Genomic DNA, 18,362 nt, shown 5'->3' with positions numbered 1-18,362 from the left:
GAATTGTTCAGTCGCTCAAAAAAGGACATTACTGTCGTTGGAAATTTGAAATAGAAACTGCCATGTTCTGAGCGATTTCTTCGCCTCTTGCTTCGGCGATTTTTTCAGAAACGAAATTTAATACTCCAGACCTTCTAAGCACTTCGTCCAAAAATGGTTTTGCAGGCTGTTTCATCATGTGATTTCTAAAGTGATAGGTTGTACCTTTTATGGTTCTGCTTCCTGCGCTCCTGGAAATATCAACACCATAATGACGGATGTAACCGTGTTTTGACATCTTTAAAGAAATAGCGCGCAGATAAGTACTTCGATTTCCATTTCGCACCAAACCATAATTTTTAAAACGAGGAACTGCACTTGCATCCTTAAGTGATTTGTCTCTTGATGTACCATTATAATGATTGGCAAAGCCACGGGTTTTACCTCGCAAAGCAGCCGTTAATCTTCCGGATGCCTGAATTCCGATTTGCTTATCGTTGAATGTACGTGCCATATTTAATCTTTTTCAAAAACGATCCATTTAAAAATTTGACCAACGGGAATCATATCAACTTCTTCCTGAATTCCTTTGCTCAGGTTTTCTTCTGTAATTACTTTGGTCTCGTAAACAATTACTTTTTCCTGGTCAAAACCAAGTTCTTTCATCAGCTCGTAAACATCATGCTCGGAGGTTGGCAGATTGGGGATGATGCCCCGAAAAAGAAAGTCTATTTCAGTGGTTGACATATTTTTTTTGTCCTCCATTTCGCCAATTGGGGCAAAATATCGACAGAAAACAGTGATCATTTCTTCCTTATAGTCAATCATAGCATTATAATGTTAGACAATTGCCGGACATTGATGGACAACTGCAGAACAAAAATAAAAACCCCGATATCCTAATAAAAGGACATCGGGGCGTCAATATAAAAAAGTTAGTTAGTTAGTTATTATTCTTTGTGGGAAGATACGCATCGATATCGGCATGTGTGTAAAGAAATTTACCGAAATCTTCATGTTTTTCGCCTAAGTCTGCAATCCTGATGACATCATCCAAAATATCACTGAAAAATAATTGGTCGTCATCATCAATCGGGTCGCCAATTCTTACCTGTCTTTTAATTGTCATTATTCTGTCGACAAAATTTTTATTCGCACCGGCTCTATCCTGCATAAAAGAAAGCAGAATGCATATTTTGTAGCCGTAGGTTTCTGTAAGTTTATGCTCCGACATAGCTCTGGTATTTTTCGTTAAAATGATTATGCATATTGGTAAAAGCGATTTCAAGCGTCGCACCAAATCCTTGGGCAAATCTTCCTGTTTCCTGAGATTTGTATTTCACATGAAAAACTCCTGCAAAAGTTTTACAGAAAATATCTGTTTTTTGTTTTACACTGAGATCAGCATTTGCCGGAAGTACCGGAACGAAAATTCTGTTTAACAATCTTCTTCTTCGGTTGCCTAAAAACTTACTTTGTCTTTGGTTTTTAGACTTTAAATTTGGGTTTAGCATTTTATATTTATTTAAAAGTTATTTCTAAATAAACCAAGAAAAAAAGCCTTGATTTTCTTGGCAGTCGCTAAACCCAATCGTCCGAAGAAGATTTCCAATACTCATCAAGACCTATGTCTTAATATTTTTTCGTAAAAATGTTGTGAAGATTTTTTAAAGACTTCTTCAGGTCAATTGAGTTTAGCTCTACAAATGTAGGTAAAAAAAATAATCCACAAAATTTATTGTAGATTATTTATAAATTATTTTTTGAGTTTGTCGTAAAGTTCTAAAACTTTTGCAATACGGAGTTTTGTTTTTTCTCCTATTGTGTAATCGTAATAATTATTTTTTCCCTGAAGTCTTCCTTCGACCGTTGTTGCTGTAGTTATTTCCCTTAAAAAAGCAATCATTTCTTTAGTACAAAAAACATCCGATTCTTCAGTAACCGAAGTTGTAGTTCCTAAATACCTATTGTATGATGATGAACTACTAGTTCTTGTACTTTCATCCGTGTATTCAAACGTTTTTCCATCGTATAAAAATCTTGCTTTATTCCAAAATATAAAGCTGTTTTTCTTATAGATATTTACAAATCTTAAATAAACACCTGAATCTGTTAAAACTAAATAAGGATAAATTTCACCCTTCCTCATTGGGTTTATGATATACTTTTTATCAAACTTATCATATCTATAATCAAATTCTTTTAAATCCTGGGATGTAAGAATGCTGAAATCATTTGCAGGAACAATTGCGTCTTTTATTTGATTGTATTCTATGATAGTTTTTATTGCATCTTTTGATTTTTGTAAAACTTCATCATTAGCAGCAACATCTCTTATTATTGTGATTTCAGCTAAAATAGAATCTAATTTAGGTCTATTATCTAGATTCTCTACAGCTAAATCATTTAGTTTAATAATTTTCTTAAACTGCATTTCGCTTTCCTGAGCATTCATTAAAAACGATAAGAAAGCAACACAGAAAAATAAAAGTTTTTTCATGGTAAAATTATTATTTTTCTTGAGCTTCTTTTATCATTTTTTCTAAATCTTGAATAGAAGTTCTTGTCGTAAACTCTATATTATTACTACTCATAATTCTAGTCCAAATTGTTTTTTCTTCTCTTTCAATGCTTTCAGTAGCAACTTGTGGTCTATAGAAATATGAAATCTGATTAATATTCAATTTGTAAACCTGTGTGTCTACATCTCTAATTTCGATAAAGTTTTTCATGGTAAAAATTTTTGATAAATATAAAGAAAAAGAAAATATTAAAAATACGGGAAGCCGTAAAAGAAAAAACCTCCGGTGAGGGAGGTTTTGTATCGTTAAAAGTTAGACATTAATTGTTGGGGTTGTTTGGTTTGGTAACAATTACTTTTGATAGAAATGCACTTATGATTGCAACAATCACTCCGCCACCAAAAATAGAACCTAAAACTTCGTGATCGCAATAAATCAACCATGCAGAGAAAGCCATCGCTGCTAAAGTGAGTAAAAAAGAAAAAACTAACCCTAAAATATTTACTCTTCGGGTTCCTTTTTCATTACTTCTTACCAAATCAGTTTTGGTATCAAAGGCTTTATGCCTGAAAGCTTGCTCTTTATCCGCAGATTGTTTAAGCCATTCTAGAATGTGCGGATCGATAGCGTATAGCTTTTCAATTTCGGCCGCATCAGGCAAAAGATTATCATCAAAAACCTCTTGTACCATGTGCCCCTGCTGACCTTGCTGGTTTCTTACGACCTGCTGCGTACGTTGTTGTTTAGCCATTGCAAGTATCAGCTTTATCGAAGGCTTTTCTATAAGAGTTTACAGCATTATTTCGGTCTTTGCTTAAGTTTTCTCTATCATCTCTAGTGGTAGGTACTCTTAAGTTTTCAACTTCATTTTTAATTCTTTTGTACTCTTTGTTTTGAGAACTAACCTGACCCGAATAAGCAGACTTAATGTTACCAAGTGCCAAAAGTGACGCTTTTAGTATGCTCATAATTTTCATTATTAGTTTGTTTAATGGTGCAAATATATACATTTTGATTGATTTGTTGTTTTGCTAAAACAAATTAGTCTGCAAAAGAATACATGAATAACGCCAAAACGCGTCGCAAATTGTATTTTAACACAAATTAAAATTTGATGTTTTTATAAATATCATATAATTTCTGCATCGTAATTTTTACAAAACTAAAATATCAATGATAATAAAAGGCTATAAAGAGAGGTTCCTAAACTGTAGTTGCAGCATTGTTAAAGAAGGCCTGACTTATATTCTTCATAATTTTCTAACCAAATATTTTTCATAAATTAAAATTTTAATTAAAAAACATTCTTTGAAATTCTGTATGGTCAATTTCTGCAGGTATGAAAAATGGCCGTAATTCTAAAGCTCCACAAATCTTCAATAAATTAGGAAGCGATATCTTTGTTTGCCGATTAAAATACCGGGTTAAAGTGTCTTCTGATATTCCTGTGAGGTCAGAAAGTCTGTTTTGCTTCATGGATTTTTCTTCCATCCTTTCTTTCATAAATTTTATTATCATTTGTTCGCCTATGTCGGCTGAATTATCGAAATTTGCCATAAGATTTTGATATTAGTATTAGAATTTTATTATTACAAAGAAAGCCCTCCGTCACGAGGGCTTTTATTTTTTTTAGTCAGCGGTTGTGATTTCATATAACCACTCAGAAATTTCGCCATCTAAAGAATAATCTACCAAATCAAATAATGCTTCATATTTTTCTTGACCTTCCAAATCAGAAGCTTCATCAAAATCAGGCATATTATTAGTTTTAGCACTGAATTCTTTTTTATCTCCATTTTCAGCAATTACATAAGCTGTGATTTTTTGATGACCATAACCTGCAGTGATAGCAAAAGCATAATCGATTGTAAATTCTTGACCTTGTGTTGTTGTGTAAGTTTTCATTTTGTAAAATTTTAATTGTTAGTATTTGTTTTATTATTACGATGTAAAGATATAATTTAATTTCCAAATCCGCAATAGTGCGGATTTAATATTTTAAATTTTAACACTTTTTTAACACTAAAAAGTAAAGCCCAACCTTACGGGGTTGGGAAAAATTAAACTATGTTAAAAAAAGAATGTTAGCATTTTAGGAAATCATCCGTCCATTTGTCGGCGTGCGCTTTTAAGCTTTGATTGTTATTAAATTCTAAAGTTACTTCAGAACCGAAACTATTGTCTTCCAGTTCAACAGGTGTAATGATGGATCCTTCTTTTTTAAAAGCTTTATGTAAAAAATGATTTTCATCTGCAGACTCCACTTTCATTCTTGCCATAAATTCCAGAATAATCTGTTCGGCATCATCAATCCTTTGATACTGCAATTCCAAATCATCATCATATACATTGCTATACATAACAGCAAAACCAATTTTTCTGGTCGAAATAGTATTCTGTTCAGGCCCCGAAAACGTCAGTTCATAATCGAACAAAGCAAGATAAGGGCTTTCAAAGTCAGATTTTTCCATATTATTCAGCAATTCACGACGAAAATATCCTGCAAAAGACTTTACATCAACAGATTTACTTACGAGATCTTCGAAGTAATCTTTCATTTTCAGGTAAGAATTATTTTCTCTTGGCATTTTCCTGTTCTATTTTTTTGTTTTTAATGATGATTTTTGTGAAGACATGCATAAACTCGTAAATTCTTGTTGAATTGCTCTCATGAAGGTTTCCGAGCGGTTGAGTTTCTTCATTCATTACGAGATTAAGAATGATCTCAGAGAATGGTTGATGTTTGGCTTTTGGTTTTCTGTTTTCCTTAATTTCTTCAGAAGTTTTTTCTTTAGGCTTCGGAAACACTACCGGAAACTGATCTGCCAAATGATGATAAGAGGATAAATATGTAAAACCAATTACCTGTCTTTCCTTTTTTGAAATCTTGTCTGTTTCTTTTGCTATTGAAGGAAGATTTTGTTCGTCGAAATTTTCGCCAATGCGATAAATGGAAGCGCACAAAGCTCGTAGAAACTTATCAGATTTTGTTTCCATCCATGAATGGAAAAACTGATCCATAAAAGAAAACTGCTTTATTGATAAATCACCGAGACGATCTGCAGGCTTTCTCAGATTTTCTATTTCGGGAAAAGAATGAAGTTTAGGAGGTTGTAATAAAAAATCACCAAACTCTGAAAGTGTAGATATCGGAACTTGCCTGATGATCTTCCAAAGTTTTATGCGACTCCAAAAGCCTTTGTTTTTTTGAAAAAGAATAATAATCATTTTTCCAAATGCTTTCTCCGGAGTTTTATCGAATTGGTTGAGATATAAATCTACAATTTCCTGCAACTGCCATTCGTTGAGTTCCTGCCAAGATTTTGCGACGGTGATATTCATCCTTTAATTTTTTGTAAAATTGAAAGAAATCAACATTTTCTTAAAGGACATTTGTAATTTTGAAAAATGAAAGTCAAACTAAAACTATTTTACGCCCCAACTGAAGAGCAATATTATATCTACTATTTTAAAGGTTATAGCTTTATTTTATATAAAATTGAAAATATAAAACCTTTAAATATAATGCCTGTAGACTATTTTGGAATTCCCCACCCAAGCGATAAAGTTATTACTGATGCTGTCGAAGAATTTGCCATTGCTGAGTTCAAGAAAATTAACAATGATTTTTAACAAAAAAAGAGAGCTTCCGGATTGATGGTGGAAGCTCTCTTATAAATTTGAATATATAAATTGGATGGTTTTGCATTGGATTCAAATTCTATACCAAAATACAAGGTTAATTATCAAATAATTCTGGTTGTTTAGGTTGAAGATTATCAATTCTATTTTTTCCATCATCGAAATATTCTTTATCTATTTCGCAGGCTATTCCCTGCATACCCATATTATGTACAGCTTCCATACAAGACATTGATCCTGCGAAAAAATCAGCGATAACGGTTTCTTTAGGAGTTTTATTTTTTGGGATTACCAATGCTAAAAGTCGTTCTATGAGACGTACGGGTTTTTGAGTTGGATGTATATTCCCAAAATGTTGGGAATTGTCAGATATTATACTCTGCTCTTTCAAGCCTTTTTCAAGTGCTATAATCTGATAAGTAGCAACGCATTTAATTTTATTATTTGTTTGTTTTGTAGCTTTAAACGTAGCTAAAGTTTCAGCGTGTGTATAGTCAATCCCATCCTTTACTTTTTTAAGATTTTCAATCACTTTTTCATACATCTTGCCTTTTCCAAAAAGACATTGTAATCTTCTAATATCTTCATAAACTTTATCTTGATCGTATTTCTTAATCTCGCCATAACACACCTTAACATTATTTATTTTGCCAGAATCTTTTGCGAAAATTGATATCGTTTCATGCACCCTAGTAATAGGGAGTACGGGCGATGATCCACGTCTCTTATTCCAAATAATTTCTTCTTTAAAATTAAATTTCAAGTCAGACAAAATAGTATTCCAACGGTAAAAGCTTTCACCACGACCAAACATCACTATAAATCCATTCTTCGTCAAAAGCCTTTTGCATTCGGAAAAGAATTTCAGCTCATCAAACGGGCGTTCTAGCTTCTGGTTTTTTAAATACAAGTACGGCGGATCAATACAGATCACATCAATACTTTCATCAGGAAGCCTTTTCATTACTTCTAAATTATCTTCGTTAAATAACTGTATCATTTTTATTTTTTTTAACTAAAAAACAGATCAGCTTCAGCTTTTCTTCTTCGGATTAAGCCGTTTAAAGTCTTTCCATCGGCGGTAATGTATCTTGAAGTAAACCAGTCTTTAATAGTATCTGAATTTGCTTTTTTATTGATTAAAGAAAATAAAGTATCAGAACCTCCGGTATTGTAAGTATGCGATACTAGAGCATCAAATTGATTTTGTGTAAGCGTGATTTTAATTTTATTCTTAACTATTTTTTCATACGTTGGTAAAACAGATGAAAATAATTCTGCTCCTTTTTCTTTGCTGATGGAAGGATCTTTCATGGTTACTTTTTTTCCACCCGGATAATATGTATTTCCGTAGCCTATTGTCGGGATTCCTGCTGAATCAAAATAAGGTTTGGAACTGAATCCTTCAAATGATAAAATCAGATTGATTCCTTTTTTTGATGTTTTCATTTTTTAAAATATTTATAGATGAAAAAGATGAAGATTAAAAAAAAGATAACGATTGTAATCACAATCCAGGTTCCGGCTTGAAAGCCTTTAACTTTTACCTCCTTTGTTTTGTTTTTTACTTCTTTGAATCGCTCTTTAACATTATTTTCTTCAACAATGTTTTCTGAAAATTGCTTGAATTTTTCAACAAGTGATTCTGATTTTTTCTCAGTTTTTTCTTCAGTTGATTTCGAAACTTTTGATCTGAAGACAATATTTGCATTTCCGGAAACTTTAAAACTTTGCAAAGTATCACCATTTTCAACATGGAAGATTTCAAGTGGCCTATCAGTTTCAGCCTTACCAGCAATGTCAATTTCTGTCTGTGATTCTTTTTTTTGCTCAGCTGTTTCCTTTTTGGAAATAGCTTCTTTCTCCTGGCTTTTGACTTCATTCTGAATGCTGTCTTTTTTTGAATCAACTTTTTCAAATTCTTTCTGAGTTTCAAAACTTTTCGTGACCTGTTTAGTTTTGCAACCCATCATCGATAGAAGTGACAATATCATTATTATTGTTTTCATTTCCCTCTTTTTTATATTTTGATAGTAATTCGTGAAGCACATCATCTTTTTTCTCCAGTAGCTCTAAAACTTGAAGCAAAGAAGCATCTAATTTTCTTCTTTGCTTTTCATCTCCTTTTTCATGCACCGACTTTGCTTCCGTGAAAACTAAAGCAACTGCAGCTAATAATGATACTACAGGAATTGCAGAAATAGGAAATTCAAAAAAATAGGAAATAGGCACTATTGCATCGAAAATAAATGCAAATACAAGCATTCCAAAATATTGATTAAACTTTGAAACACTTCTTTTATAGCCTTCTGAACTTCTCACTTCGCCAATTTGTTTCGCTTTTCTGATTCCAAAAAAGAAATCAATAATCATCGCCAGCAAAACTGCGCACCAAAGAATTCCGATGACAATTAATTTCATCGTTATTGCGCTGTAATCTTCTTTTAAAAATTCTAATATCATTCTAATATTATTTTTTTATTCCCTGTAAACAATTGAAAAGAAGGGAATTTATTATTTATCGCTTAATTATTTTCAATAATAAATTGTTCAATTATCCTTGATAGCCATGCCTGCCCTGTAAAATTCGGATGCACAGTATCAGTTCCGCCGTCACCTATAAGAGTGCTGTATTGATTAGGTGTTCTTAAATACGAGAACCCCGCTTTCTTCTGAAGATCTAAGTAAGGAATTGAATAATATTCGCAAGTTTTTGCAATCGCATCGTTTATAGCAAAACGTCTTGTTTCATCACCCATAGAGTGATTATAAGGCAAGACAAACATTAATTTTTTACCCGGTCTGTTTTCAGTAATATTTTTAATTAACCACGCTATATTACCGCAGATAGTGTTTTGAACGGTTTGCCATGTAGGAGAATTGAAAGCACCGAAATCGCAATAGTCAGTAGGCACACCTGCATTAATAGAATTACCAACGTCATTAGTGCATCCAAAAATTATAATGTAATCACTGTCACTTGCTATATCCTTTGCCCGTTGAATAAATGTATTTGTTGCAGCTGAACTATAAAAACATAAATGAGTTCCGGAAACTCCCAAATTTTGAACTACATTAGAATTTCTATTACCTATCAGTGTCGGGTATGCGTTTTCTGTAAAAGTTCCTGCACCTAATCTGCCTATGGTAATTGAATCGCCTAAATATGTGAGCTTCTTACCATAAATAGAAGTTCTATAACTTGATAATTCTTTTAATTTTGACAAATACGTTACACCATAGGCAACATAAGAATTAAAGGTGTACTGAGCATCGTAGATCATAGTTTCAGCATAGCTCTGTCCAAAACCTCTGAATTTTGCTGTAAATGATAAATATTTCGCATCATCTGGTTTTGTTAATGTCCCGTTTAAAGTAGTAATATTAAAGACAGATATTAAAGATTTATCTTCTTTATGCCATGCCATTTTAAAATTAGCGTACTGATCACTCCCTCCAGTGTTGCCACCGATTGGTTTATTTTTATAGCCAACTTGCAATATGTCTGATACATTAATTAAATTAGACCATACATCTAAACCTTTAGTTCCTACAATTACAACTCCGCTGGTACTTAAGTATTTACCATCAACAACAAGATTATTATCAAATCTATTTATTAACATTTTATTTCTTACATCTCTTACAGCTTCGACAGAAGCAGGAGCAATAGAAGGATTTTTAATATCTTTTGCATTTGTTAATATTGAAACACCAAAAACATCAATAGCTGAACTTACCCACGCTGTACCATTATAGTAATTTGCACCACCCGATATAACATTTGCGCTGTTTAAATACTTTACTACTGCTGTATCTCCGCTTTCTTTAATCCCAATAAATTCGTCTTTTTCTAAGAAAGTATTAATTGAAATTACATTAACCCCGACCTTAACATCAACTTGTGTGATTATTGATTTGCCATAAGTTGAAAGACCAATATCTTTACCTTTTAATACTGTTAATATTCCGGCAGTGCCAACGTTAACAGAAATAGAATCTATATATTGATTTTGTATTGTTTCTTGAAATATTGGAAATATTTGGGTTAGAGAACTACTAATATTAGACGCAGGAGCCGATGGTTCTTCTATGACTTTTTTCACGTTGAAATTAAATTTACCAAGCCTTGTCCATTTGCTACTTGACCCTGGAATATCAGTACTTGTAGCTGTTGCACCTGGTGTTAATTCCCAAATAGATCCTTGATGTGTTTTTTGCACTGGATTTGATGTAGATGATATTAGAGGAAAAGTAGAATTTGTAAAAGCTGGAATAAACTGTGTTGCTTGAGGTATAGAGTAAACAACAGCATCCCATATACCGCCAGAATACAAAAACTTAGTAATAAATCCTTTTTTTGCTTTTAAATTATTCTGGTTTGGATAGTTTGTTCCCGGATCTTCATTTTCAAATAGCCCTGGAGTATACCAACCAGGTTGCCAACCTCCAGAAGGAATAGGAGTATCAGGCAAAATTTTTCCTCTATCTGCCATCTGAACAGCCGATGACAGTTGCATATATTGTTCTTTTGTTAAAACAACAGGTTCATTTTCACTATAAACCAATGATGTGAGAGCTATTTGCGCCGCTGCAGGATCTGAATAAATCATTCCATTAATTTCTACCTCTCTCACATCTGCTTCCAAAAGAGAAAACATTTCATTTGTTGTTGAAACAACTTTTAATTTATTACCATTGACAATTTCTACATTGTAATTTTTTAGGGCAAATTGCCCATTAAATTTAAATGCTAACGCTTCTGAAGTTCCGGTAACTGTTTCGAAAATATGCGACATTATGTATTTATTTTAAACAAAAATAGCAGGCTAAAACCTGCTACAAAAGGACATTTCTAAAGGTAAAGCCCTGATTTTTTCTCTATTATTTTCGGCACATTTTCAACGGTTACATGTTTGTAGCATGGGAATTTTTCGGGATTGTTTTTCAGATATTTTATAATTCCGCCAATAGCTTCAGAAGCAGTTTCCCTGAATTCTTCAGCGAGATTGTTTTTTTGAACATCAGATAAAATAAGAGATTTCTGCCACGGCATTTCTTCGTATTGAATAACCACTCCGGAAGTAATGAAAGTAAACTGTGAAAGCTTCAGAGCTTTTCCGAGTGATGAATACACAATCGCATCTTTTAACAAAAAAATAAGATCTTCATCGGTGGAAAGTTCTGCAACGACGCAATCTTTTAACTGATCAGCCAATGCGAGCCACACCCTTTTCATCAACGGCACCAAATTAAGATACACATCCATCGATTTGTTGATTGTGTAGACCGAATTGAATTCTTCCGGTGTAGGAATCGGCGCAAAAGAATGTTTTGTAAAGAAATTGCATCGGGATTTTAAAGCAGAATCTTTTGCAATTTCGGTGAGCGCATCCGACAAAGCTTCGTCTGCAGTTTTCACTAAAGATAAACCAATATCACGAACATCCCACCAATCAGCGTTTTTCATTTTTTCCTGCTGGTATTTTTCCATTCCAAAACTCGTAATCTTTACTTTGATGAAAGGAAGTGCTTTCACGACTGAATAACAGGCTCCGGCTTTTAAAATCAAATCGGCAATCTGTTTTTTGACTTCATCTTCGGATCCTTTCAGTTCGATAATAATATCTTCTGATATGTAAGGAAAGATATTTTTACGAAATGCGGTTTCTTCGTGAGCTTCCAATTTTTCGAAAGCGAAATCTTTATGAAGTCCGATATATTTTTTATAATCTTCAGCTGTTAACTTTTGCATTTTCTATACTTTTTTGTGAAAATATTTTTTCAAACGATTTTGTCAGGTTTTGCATTTTTACAACAAAATTTTGAAAACTTTTATTTTGTCTTTTTACATCACAACATTGCTCTGTCCGGTTGGGTTTTTATCTAAGGTTGTGAGTTGTACATTCGGGAATTTTCCGATTAAATTCTGATCCCAACCATTCCAGTCACGGATAGTTAAGAATATTTCCAAAGTCACTGCATGCTTAGCCGGAAGACGGGAGCAAAGAATAGTGTATGCTTCTCGCTTATCAGATCCGGAACCGGAAAGATTTTTTCCTCCCGGAATACCCGCACCGAGTAAACAAGGATCTACACCCATTGGGAAAAGGATTTCTGAGTTTCCTGCGGAGGCGTCGAGAAGGAAGTCGCCGTTGGATTGATCTTGTTTGATTGTTTCGATCTGGACTCCTTTTATAGGCTCATTACTGTTAGAATTTCTATCACGGAAGAAAGGAGAAATTAAAGATCTTCCTGCAGATTCATTTCCACTTAATTTTTTATCAATGCTTTCAACCAATTCAGCACGTTTGTTTTCTTGTTCAGTTGGTTCCATTTCTTTCCAAACATCTGCACCATATCGGTGGGTAAAATAATCATCTGCAATATGAATGAGATATTTAAAATTGAGCTGATTTTCAAACATGAATTTTTTGAATTCTGGAATTGCAAGAACGACATCCATCCAGCCGTTTTTGAAAGAAGAATGCCAACCAACATCTGGATAAACTTTCTCGATGCTTAAAGTATCAATGGAAGCGATACAGAAGTTTGTAATCCTTTTTCGCTTGCAATATTCTTTGATTTCCTCCACAGAAAACATCTGACTGAAAAGCGGAAGCTTCACATCATTTTCTTTTTTTCGGCTTTCCCAATCACTGTTGATGATCACGTTTTCAATCAAACCAGTTTTTTCGTTGGGAACTTCAAATCGACACCATGCGGTCGGCTGTCTTTTAATGGAAATAATTTCCTGACCGTTCGGTGAAAGTAAATATTCCGTGACAGACCATCTGTACTTTTCATAATCTTCAATAATAGATTTATAAAAAAGATCTATTTTTACTTTTCTAAAAAACTGACCGATCGCAGGATATTTAAAAAAAGGTACAGAAATATAATCATCTGTCGTACCTTCTTCAGTTTCTCTGTACAAAGAAAAACCAGTTCCGAAATGAGATGTTGTCAAAACCTCCAATCCTCCGATAGCAGTTCCTGAGCGTTTTAATTTGTTTTCAAAATTTAGAGGATAAAGATTATCATCACCCCAGTTGCAAATCTCCGAATCACCATTACTTTTGGAAATTTTGATTTGTGCATGCGCAGATCCCGAAGATTTGCTAAAAACCATTGCCACACGATTATTTCCAACTGCGTAGATATTATCTGATATTTTTGTACTCATTAAAATATTACTTTGATTCCATTAAACCGGATGATAAAAACAATATGAATCGTCTTGATCGTTCCGTCTTCTAATTTTATATTTCGGGTTCTATTTTCAAAGTGGTTCGGGTTTTTAAAAGGAGTAGGATCTGCAAGCCTTACCAAACCTTTCTTTTTTGGCGGTCTCAAAAGTTCGGCATTTCTAAATATCACCGTTTTCCCACCTGTTTTGTTATACCGGTTGAATGTGCGCATTTCCAAAGTGAAATTTCCTTCTTTCATTTTTTCCAAAACTTCACTCAAAAACATTGTTTTTTCCACAGCTCAAAGATATTTTCAGCTAAACATCGGCAAAAGGACAGTGTTTTTCAATGAAGATTAATATCCTAATCCCACGATAAAAATCACGGTTAATTGATTTTCAATTAGTTAATCACATGATTTTTAAATTAAATCCCAAAATATAATGATTAACCCCACGGTCGCCTTAGTCCGATCTACAATTTCCGTTTGTGAAAAAAGCGAAATATGGGTAAATCACTGAAAAAGCCCCAAAAAGGGGCTTTTGTACATTTTGTGCTAAAGGTTGGTGATAATCATCGATGACGAGTAAGTATTATCGATGATGTAGGCAAAGCCCCACCATAGTCGGTAATCAAATGTATCTGATAGGTGTGTAGCATGCTCCTGAGGAATAGTTTTAGATTTCTCACTGCTCTTATCCTTTTCATAACCATCCTTCTTATGGGTAACAGCTGCATTCTCTAAAGATATAATCAAGTTCGGGCATCGGTCTTGGTTAATGCGAACGGTCGGAAGTTCGTGATCGGTCTCGCTCAATATAGTTTCAATAAGACGATATTTCACGATGTGACCAGGGTTATTGGTATTCGGTGTTCGGTTGATTACTTTCCACCCAGCTTTTCGCAACTTATTCTCTACATCTTCTGCGAGTGTAGTCTTTGAGTTGGCTTCTTCCTTGAATCCAGAACGGTCATGGTAAAGGTTAACAATATTACACGATGCTTTGTGTGGCTCGTAATACTCAATAAACTTCTGCACTAAATCGCTGAGCTTCTCACCGTCTACAGACTTAGCGTAAAACTCTTTAATAAAGTTAAGTTCGTTTGTGAGCTTAAGATGTTGTGAAACTGTACCGCAATTAATCTTCCCTCCAAAATCCAGATTAAAATCGAGTGGTACATTCCTTACAAGATCCTGATCATACTTACAACTCGGAGTGTAGTTTTCGGTAACGCCGCCGAGTAACGCTACATCATCCTTAGAATTGTAGTAATGTCTGGTTTTTAACTGTGGGTAGAAACCATCCTGTACGCCACGCGGACGTATATTCAATATTTCAGCCTCAAAAAGAATTTGCGATAACGCTTCCTCCTTCATCTGACCAATCCATCCGGGTGCAAGATTATGAGCATTGACAAATGCATTTGCTTTAATGAATCGGTACTTCTTTGGACTTTTAATACTCTTCGCTTCTCTATGCGTAAACCAATCACCTTTCTGCGTCATCGCAACGGAAGAAACAAACATTACCGAGTTGACCGATTTCGAATATTTAAAATCAGACTTAATCGTCCTGTTAGTCGTCAAAACGTTATTAAACAATCTTGTATAATCCAATAGAGCAGCTTCATCGCCAACGACCCAGGAAGCATTCAAACCACGTCCTGAGTTTGGGTCATCCAGGGAAACAAAAACAGCAATGGTACCGTTGAAAAAGTGTATAACATTATGCCAACTGTTGGGCGATTGAAAGGGCATTTCAAATCCTTTCTTCTTTCCACAGTTCCCGACAACGTAATGAACATCTTCAATCAAGCCGTACATTTTCAAACCTTCCTTTGTCGAAGCGAGTGTTCGGGTTTTTATCTGAACGAAAGTTTCACCAACGATCACACCAGTAGATTTCGGCATTTCTTTGACGTTGGTATGTATTTTTTTACCTAAAACAGTGGATTTTCCAGAACCCCTGGCTGCTTCGACATCAATTTCTTTAATACCATCGATAATCGCCTCGGTAACGGCTGCCTGCATTAAATTGTGAGAAATTTCCCTTAACGGCATCTGATATTTCGCAAAACTACTCATCGTCTTCATCTTCTCCGTTTGACTCTTTCCACTCCACATCCTCTGCATCAATAAACATCAAATCGACTACACCACGTTCTGCGGCTTTTTTGAACATGTTTTTCACTTCTTTCGGAAGAACCTGGCGGAAAACAGAAGCTTTCAACATTTCAGGATCGATTCTATCACTCATGTCCTCCGGAATGTGCTTCATGTAGTTTTCGTAGGCTTTATTAGCGTTTTTCAGGTCGCCATTCTTTAAAGCTTTCAGATAGATATCATGGAAAACGGCTCTCGCAATTGCTTTTTCTGCAGCAATTTCGACAACATCTAATTCGCCGAACAGTTGCTGTGAAAGATTATAATATCGATAAGCTGTAGTTCTGGATAAGTCTTCACCGCCGCGATGTTTAGGACGCATTAAAATCGCAATAATATCCTGCTGATGATATTTGTTACCCACACGCAAACCCCATATTTTCTCCAAAAGATTTTTCTTTTCGAGATCTGCGGGTTCTAACTTATTATTTTCATCGTCTATATAATTGTTTTTAAGACGCTGTAAAAGGTTGTTTTTGGTAAACTTTGCGAGTTCCATATCACGAAAATAGCCTTCGCAAGAGGCTATTTAAAGGACATATATATATTATTAATCTTTGTCAGGTATCTGATCGTGTTCTAAATGAATAAATACTTCTTTGTATTTGCTGTCTCTTAATTTTTGAATGTAATCTTTGAATTTATCAGTTCTTTTTTCAACAAACTCAAAATCTAATTTTTCATCATTGGGAATTCGATACAGTTGTAAAGACATGAAACAACCATCAGAGATAGATTCCATATAATTCTTTATTTCAAATGCTTTAAAACCTTTAAAGATCATTTGAGATTTGTCCTCTCCAAATGCATCTTCATAATCTTTTCTAATATCAACTTTTCCTTTCATAAAACTATTATTTTTACAAAGGTAATCAAAATTATTGCTGGTCGGTTTTGGTGTAAATTATTGGTTTTTAATTGTTTCCTCCAACTTTTCCAGCTCATTTTCAATCACTATCAACTGCTCAATTTTACAGTTTACCTGATGTAATTTTCGTCGGTAATCCGGATCTGTATTTTTCGGAAGAGCGTCTTCCATTTTTTTTATGGTGGCTTTTCTCTTGGTGATGTTGGAGCGGGTTGCATTACGTTTCTTCAAAAGCTCCATCGGCGAAAGTTTTGAAAAATCGGCTAATGTCTCCGTGAGCATAATGCGTTTGTTTTTGTTGTAATGATCAAGTGCTTTCTGACAGCGGTCCATTTTTTCCAGATGATCCAATAATTTAAACTGAATATCGTATGCCGTTTCCTCATCCGTTTGGTGAACATCGTTGAGTTCAACTTTCAAAGCACAGGCTTCGAGCCAGTGATCGTAACGCTGTTTAAAGGCAGAATGCAGTTCTTTTGGATATTGGGAAATAAAATCTGAGAAAATGCTTTTACGCGGTTTTTCCGGTGTGTTTACCTTGGTTACTGTTTGAGTTATTTTTTTTGCCGATCCAGCATCTGGAAAGGGTACATCGATATTCAACTGCTTCACAAAATACTTCAGTTTGGCATAATTAGCCGGACTGAATGATTTGTAAAGCTGTACTTTTTTTGCATCACCACCGTTGGAAATGTATTGCTGATAAAGTTCTCTGTGCGTGTCTCGATTCATAATAAAAAAACCTCTCTCCGGAAGAGAAAGGTTTCGATTCAATTTAAAACTATATACTATTTTGCAGGTTTTTCGTTAGGTTCAAGATCTTTTGTTTTTCCTGATTTTTTCTCAGCCAAAGCCATTTCCACAATACCGACATCACGGGTTCTTTTCTGTGATTTCAGCATATCAATGATTTTAACTAGTCTTTCCTCCGATAGCTTTTTCAACGGTTCTTTTGCAGATTCTTTGAACATCAGCCACGTTGCGCCGTTTTCGATTAACTCTAAAGCATTTTCCGGAACTTCTTTAATCGTAAAAATAGAACCTTTCCCTGAACGGACAACTGAACCCTTCGGTACTGATAAAATGATATGTTCTTTCATCTTATGGAGTATCTGGTAAAACCGTTAAATCACCGTCATACGCATAAATCGTAGAGTTGGCGATGATCTGTCCTGTAAGTCCTGAATCTACTTCTCCAGTATCACCGGAAGCCAATGAAAGTGAAGCGAAATAAGACGGGCTGTCCGGAGTTCCTACGATCCACATCTGACCTTCAGAATCCGGAATTCCGAAAATCATTGGCGTGTTCAGATGCGCACGCTGGAAACCTACCAAAGCTTTTTTGAATCCAGGAATAAAAACATCAAGCTGACCTCTCAGTTTTAAGTTTCCTTTAGATCCAATCGGCAAATTGGTTAATTGATTCTTGTCAATCTGCACATCAATTTTTTTCCATCCTTTCCCAGTATCGGCAACCAATCCGGCTGAAACAATTGTTGCAGACTCTGAATAAGATCCTGTTTTTGCAGGCTTAGTAAAGGTCGTGATGTGAGGCGCAGGAATATAGTACAGCGCAGTTGACAAACCAGCCACTGTCTCATCATTCGGACAATGGTTGATATTTTCTAAGTTTATATCGTCGAAGCAATCTGGCATGATTATAAATTTTCAAATAGGTTAGAATTTGAAGAAACAAGATCGTTCATTGCGTCTTGATCTTTGATAAGTTCAGCTTGTGTCCACGCTTTTCCATCATATCTGATGGATTTCGGTGCCGTGTCTCTGAATTTCTTATTCATACCTTGAAATTCAAATTTTTCACCAGGAACAACCTTTTCAGCTTTTGCTCCTTTCTTGCTTTCTGCAAAATCTTTTTTCTCCTGCTTCAAAGCTTCCTGTGCTTCTTTTAGTTTTGCCTCACCGGCAACCAAAGCCTCTTCTCTTTTTTTAAGCTGCTCCTCAGTGAGAGGAGTAGCTTGGATTTTATTTTCTGCCAT

Annotated in this window: 28 protein-coding genes; 1 reads left to right on the top strand and 27 read right to left on the bottom strand. The window is 34.6% G+C overall.

Annotated elements, in window-relative coordinates; translation table 11 throughout:
* Positions 1 to 28 precede the first annotated feature (28 nt).
* The 12 genes from OEW74_RS07560 to OEW74_RS07505 form a co-directional block, all read right to left on the bottom strand.
* Positions 29 to 493, bottom strand: coding sequence for a hypothetical protein (locus OEW74_RS07560; protein WP_265427895.1), 465 nt, complete (start codon positions 491 to 493; stop codon positions 29 to 31).
* Between the two features lie 2 nt (positions 494 to 495).
* Entirely contained in the window at positions 496 to 807 is a 312-nt protein-coding gene (locus OEW74_RS07555; protein WP_265427894.1) for a hypothetical protein, read from the bottom strand.
* A gap of 115 nt (positions 808 to 922) precedes the next feature.
* Positions 923 to 1,213, bottom strand: coding sequence for a hypothetical protein (locus OEW74_RS07550; RefSeq protein WP_265427893.1), 291 nt, complete (start codon positions 1,211 to 1,213; stop codon positions 923 to 925).
* Positions 1,200 to 1,493 carry a hypothetical protein gene (locus OEW74_RS07545; protein WP_265427892.1) on the bottom strand — a complete coding sequence of 98 codons (294 nt, stop codon included), beginning with the start codon at positions 1,491 to 1,493 and terminating at the stop codon, positions 1,200 to 1,202. Before OEW74_RS07545 ends, OEW74_RS07550 begins: the two co-directional genes overlap by 14 nt.
* A gap of 242 nt (positions 1,494 to 1,735) precedes the next feature.
* The gene (locus OEW74_RS07540) at positions 1,736 to 2,479 is read right to left on the bottom strand and encodes a hypothetical protein (protein ID WP_265427891.1); all 744 of its coding nucleotides are present in this window, start codon (positions 2,477 to 2,479) and stop codon (positions 1,736 to 1,738) included.
* 10 nt (positions 2,480 to 2,489) lie between these two features.
* On the bottom strand, positions 2,490 to 2,711 hold the full coding sequence (locus OEW74_RS07535; RefSeq protein ID WP_265427890.1) for a hypothetical protein: 222 nt from the start codon (positions 2,709 to 2,711) through the stop codon (positions 2,490 to 2,492).
* A gap of 109 nt (positions 2,712 to 2,820) precedes the next feature.
* Positions 2,821 to 3,252, bottom strand: a complete 432-nt coding sequence (locus tag OEW74_RS07530) for a hypothetical protein (protein WP_265427889.1) — start codon at positions 3,250 to 3,252, stop codon at positions 2,821 to 2,823.
* The gene (locus OEW74_RS07525; RefSeq protein WP_265427888.1) at positions 3,245 to 3,469 is read right to left on the bottom strand and encodes a hypothetical protein; all 225 of its coding nucleotides are present in this window, start codon (positions 3,467 to 3,469) and stop codon (positions 3,245 to 3,247) included. The genes OEW74_RS07530 and OEW74_RS07525 overlap by 8 nt, the downstream gene beginning before the upstream one ends.
* Positions 3,470 to 3,791: 322 nt before the next feature.
* Positions 3,792 to 4,058, bottom strand: coding sequence for a helix-turn-helix domain-containing protein (locus OEW74_RS07520; RefSeq protein WP_265427887.1), 267 nt, complete (start codon positions 4,056 to 4,058; stop codon positions 3,792 to 3,794).
* A gap of 72 nt (positions 4,059 to 4,130) precedes the next feature.
* Positions 4,131 to 4,406, bottom strand: coding sequence for a hypothetical protein (locus OEW74_RS07515; RefSeq protein ID WP_265427886.1), 276 nt, complete (start codon positions 4,404 to 4,406; stop codon positions 4,131 to 4,133).
* Between the two features lie 179 nt (positions 4,407 to 4,585).
* Entirely contained in the window at positions 4,586 to 5,089 is a 504-nt protein-coding gene (locus OEW74_RS07510) for a hypothetical protein (protein ID WP_265427885.1), read from the bottom strand.
* On the bottom strand, positions 5,073 to 5,843 hold the full coding sequence (locus tag OEW74_RS07505; RefSeq protein ID WP_265427884.1) for a hypothetical protein: 771 nt from the start codon (positions 5,841 to 5,843) through the stop codon (positions 5,073 to 5,075). The genes OEW74_RS07510 and OEW74_RS07505 overlap by 17 nt, the downstream gene beginning before the upstream one ends.
* A 66-nt stretch (positions 5,844 to 5,909) precedes the next feature.
* Between OEW74_RS07505 and OEW74_RS07500 the strand changes: the two genes are divergently transcribed.
* Positions 5,910 to 6,134: a hypothetical protein gene (locus tag OEW74_RS07500; protein WP_265427883.1), complete on the top strand. Its 225-nt coding sequence runs from the start codon at positions 5,910 to 5,912 to the stop codon at positions 6,132 to 6,134.
* A 106-nt stretch (positions 6,135 to 6,240) separates the two neighbouring features.
* On the opposite strand, the gene OEW74_RS07495 is transcribed toward OEW74_RS07500, so the two are convergent.
* The 15 genes from OEW74_RS07495 to OEW74_RS07425 form a co-directional block, all read right to left on the bottom strand.
* The gene (locus OEW74_RS07495; protein ID WP_416207904.1) at positions 6,241 to 7,149 is read right to left on the bottom strand and encodes a DNA-methyltransferase; all 909 of its coding nucleotides are present in this window, start codon (positions 7,147 to 7,149) and stop codon (positions 6,241 to 6,243) included.
* Between the two features lie 5 nt (positions 7,150 to 7,154).
* Positions 7,155 to 7,592: a lysozyme gene (locus tag OEW74_RS07490; RefSeq protein ID WP_265427881.1), complete on the bottom strand. Its 438-nt coding sequence runs from the start codon at positions 7,590 to 7,592 to the stop codon at positions 7,155 to 7,157.
* Positions 7,589 to 8,152 carry a hypothetical protein gene (locus tag OEW74_RS07485; protein ID WP_265427880.1) on the bottom strand — a complete coding sequence of 188 codons (564 nt, stop codon included), beginning with the start codon at positions 8,150 to 8,152 and terminating at the stop codon, positions 7,589 to 7,591. The genes OEW74_RS07490 and OEW74_RS07485 overlap by 4 nt, the downstream gene beginning before the upstream one ends.
* Positions 8,097 to 8,606 carry a phage holin family protein gene (locus OEW74_RS07480; RefSeq protein ID WP_265427879.1) on the bottom strand — a complete coding sequence of 170 codons (510 nt, stop codon included), beginning with the start codon at positions 8,604 to 8,606 and terminating at the stop codon, positions 8,097 to 8,099. The genes OEW74_RS07485 and OEW74_RS07480 overlap by 56 nt, the downstream gene beginning before the upstream one ends.
* Positions 8,607 to 8,668: 62 nt before the next feature.
* Positions 8,669 to 10,942, bottom strand: a complete 2,274-nt coding sequence (locus OEW74_RS07475) for an SGNH/GDSL hydrolase family protein (RefSeq protein WP_265427878.1) — start codon at positions 10,940 to 10,942, stop codon at positions 8,669 to 8,671.
* Positions 10,943 to 10,998: 56 nt separating this feature from the next.
* Positions 10,999 to 11,898 carry a DUF6712 family protein gene (locus tag OEW74_RS07470; RefSeq protein ID WP_265427877.1) on the bottom strand — a complete coding sequence of 300 codons (900 nt, stop codon included), beginning with the start codon at positions 11,896 to 11,898 and terminating at the stop codon, positions 10,999 to 11,001.
* A gap of 93 nt (positions 11,899 to 11,991) precedes the next feature.
* Complete coding sequence (locus OEW74_RS07465; RefSeq protein WP_265427876.1) at positions 11,992 to 13,329, bottom strand: hypothetical protein; 1,338 nt, start codon at positions 13,327 to 13,329, stop codon at positions 11,992 to 11,994.
* Entirely contained in the window at positions 13,329 to 13,631 is a 303-nt protein-coding gene (locus OEW74_RS07460; protein ID WP_265427875.1) for a hypothetical protein, read from the bottom strand. The genes OEW74_RS07465 and OEW74_RS07460 overlap by 1 nt, the downstream gene beginning before the upstream one ends.
* Before the next feature lie 258 nt (positions 13,632 to 13,889).
* Positions 13,890 to 15,428 (bottom strand): hypothetical protein, encoded by a 1,539-nt coding sequence (locus OEW74_RS07455; protein WP_265427874.1) that lies wholly within the window; start codon positions 15,426 to 15,428, stop codon positions 13,890 to 13,892.
* Positions 15,412 to 15,996 (bottom strand): hypothetical protein, encoded by a 585-nt coding sequence (locus OEW74_RS07450; protein WP_265427873.1) that lies wholly within the window; start codon positions 15,994 to 15,996, stop codon positions 15,412 to 15,414. Before OEW74_RS07450 ends, OEW74_RS07455 begins: the two co-directional genes overlap by 17 nt.
* 51 nt (positions 15,997 to 16,047) lie before the next feature.
* A complete protein-coding gene (locus OEW74_RS07445; protein ID WP_265427872.1) occupies positions 16,048 to 16,344 on the bottom strand; it encodes a hypothetical protein in 297 nt (98 codons plus the stop codon).
* A 57-nt stretch (positions 16,345 to 16,401) separates the two neighbouring features.
* Positions 16,402 to 17,097 carry a hypothetical protein gene (locus OEW74_RS07440; RefSeq protein WP_265427871.1) on the bottom strand — a complete coding sequence of 232 codons (696 nt, stop codon included), beginning with the start codon at positions 17,095 to 17,097 and terminating at the stop codon, positions 16,402 to 16,404.
* A gap of 56 nt (positions 17,098 to 17,153) precedes the next feature.
* Positions 17,154 to 17,465, bottom strand: coding sequence for a hypothetical protein (locus OEW74_RS07435; protein WP_265427870.1), 312 nt, complete (start codon positions 17,463 to 17,465; stop codon positions 17,154 to 17,156).
* 1 nt (position 17,466) lies between these two features.
* Positions 17,467 to 18,021: a hypothetical protein gene (locus tag OEW74_RS07430; protein ID WP_265427869.1), complete on the bottom strand. Its 555-nt coding sequence runs from the start codon at positions 18,019 to 18,021 to the stop codon at positions 17,467 to 17,469.
* 2 nt (positions 18,022 to 18,023) lie between these two features.
* Positions 18,024 to 18,362, bottom strand: a complete 339-nt coding sequence (locus OEW74_RS07425; protein ID WP_265427868.1) for a hypothetical protein — start codon at positions 18,360 to 18,362, stop codon at positions 18,024 to 18,026.

It is taken from the genome of Chryseobacterium sp. YIM B08800 (genome assembly GCF_026163565.1).
Taxonomy (GTDB): Bacteria; Bacteroidota; Bacteroidia; order Flavobacteriales; family Weeksellaceae; genus Chryseobacterium.
This window is presented reverse-complemented; position numbering and strand designations above follow the sequence as displayed.

Coding starts and splice junctions, on each gene's coding strand:
- OEW74_RS07560 (WP_265427895.1), bottom strand. CDS start 493: ATGGCACGTACATTCAACGATAAGCAAATCGGAATTCAGGCATCCGGA.
- OEW74_RS07555 (WP_265427894.1), bottom strand. CDS start 807: ATGATTGACTATAAGGAAGAAATGATCACTGTTTTCTGTCGATATTTT.
- OEW74_RS07550 (WP_265427893.1), bottom strand. CDS start 1,213: ATGTCGGAGCATAAACTTACAGAAACCTACGGCTACAAAATATGCATT.
- OEW74_RS07545 (WP_265427892.1), bottom strand. CDS start 1,493: ATGCTAAACCCAAATTTAAAGTCTAAAAACCAAAGACAAAGTAAGTTT.
- OEW74_RS07540 (WP_265427891.1), bottom strand. CDS start 2,479: ATGAAAAAACTTTTATTTTTCTGTGTTGCTTTCTTATCGTTTTTAATG.
- OEW74_RS07535 (WP_265427890.1), bottom strand. CDS start 2,711: ATGAAAAACTTTATCGAAATTAGAGATGTAGACACACAGGTTTACAAA.
- OEW74_RS07530 (WP_265427889.1), bottom strand. CDS start 3,252: ATGGCTAAACAACAACGTACGCAGCAGGTCGTAAGAAACCAGCAAGGT.
- OEW74_RS07525 (WP_265427888.1), bottom strand. CDS start 3,469: ATGAGCATACTAAAAGCGTCACTTTTGGCACTTGGTAACATTAAGTCT.
- OEW74_RS07520 (WP_265427887.1), bottom strand. CDS start 4,058: ATGGCAAATTTCGATAATTCAGCCGACATAGGCGAACAAATGATAATA.
- OEW74_RS07515 (WP_265427886.1), bottom strand. CDS start 4,406: ATGAAAACTTACACAACAACACAAGGTCAAGAATTTACAATCGATTAT.
- OEW74_RS07510 (WP_265427885.1), bottom strand. CDS start 5,089: ATGCCAAGAGAAAATAATTCTTACCTGAAAATGAAAGATTACTTCGAA.
- OEW74_RS07505 (WP_265427884.1), bottom strand. CDS start 5,843: ATGAATATCACCGTCGCAAAATCTTGGCAGGAACTCAACGAATGGCAG.
- OEW74_RS07500 (WP_265427883.1), top strand. CDS start 5,910: ATGAAAGTCAAACTAAAACTATTTTACGCCCCAACTGAAGAGCAATAT.
- OEW74_RS07490 (WP_265427881.1), bottom strand. CDS start 7,592: ATGAAAACATCAAAAAAAGGAATCAATCTGATTTTATCATTTGAAGGA.
- OEW74_RS07485 (WP_265427880.1), bottom strand. CDS start 8,152: ATGAAAACAATAATAATGATATTGTCACTTCTATCGATGATGGGTTGC.
- OEW74_RS07480 (WP_265427879.1), bottom strand. CDS start 8,606: ATGATATTAGAATTTTTAAAAGAAGATTACAGCGCAATAACGATGAAA.
- OEW74_RS07475 (WP_265427878.1), bottom strand. CDS start 10,942: ATGTCGCATATTTTCGAAACAGTTACCGGAACTTCAGAAGCGTTAGCA.
- OEW74_RS07470 (WP_265427877.1), bottom strand. CDS start 11,898: ATGCAAAAGTTAACAGCTGAAGATTATAAAAAATATATCGGACTTCAT.
- OEW74_RS07465 (WP_265427876.1), bottom strand. CDS start 13,329: ATGAGTACAAAAATATCAGATAATATCTACGCAGTTGGAAATAATCGT.
- OEW74_RS07455 (WP_265427874.1), bottom strand. CDS start 15,428: ATGAAGACGATGAGTAGTTTTGCGAAATATCAGATGCCGTTAAGGGAA.
- OEW74_RS07450 (WP_265427873.1), bottom strand. CDS start 15,996: ATGGAACTCGCAAAGTTTACCAAAAACAACCTTTTACAGCGTCTTAAA.
- OEW74_RS07445 (WP_265427872.1), bottom strand. CDS start 16,344: ATGAAAGGAAAAGTTGATATTAGAAAAGATTATGAAGATGCATTTGGA.
- OEW74_RS07440 (WP_265427871.1), bottom strand. CDS start 17,097: ATGAATCGAGACACGCACAGAGAACTTTATCAGCAATACATTTCCAAC.
- OEW74_RS07435 (WP_265427870.1), bottom strand. CDS start 17,465: ATGAAAGAACATATCATTTTATCAGTACCGAAGGGTTCAGTTGTCCGT.
- OEW74_RS07430 (WP_265427869.1), bottom strand. CDS start 18,021: ATGCCAGATTGCTTCGACGATATAAACTTAGAAAATATCAACCATTGT.
- OEW74_RS07425 (WP_265427868.1), bottom strand. CDS start 18,362: ATGGCAGAAAATAAAATCCAAGCTACTCCTCTCACTGAGGAGCAGCTT.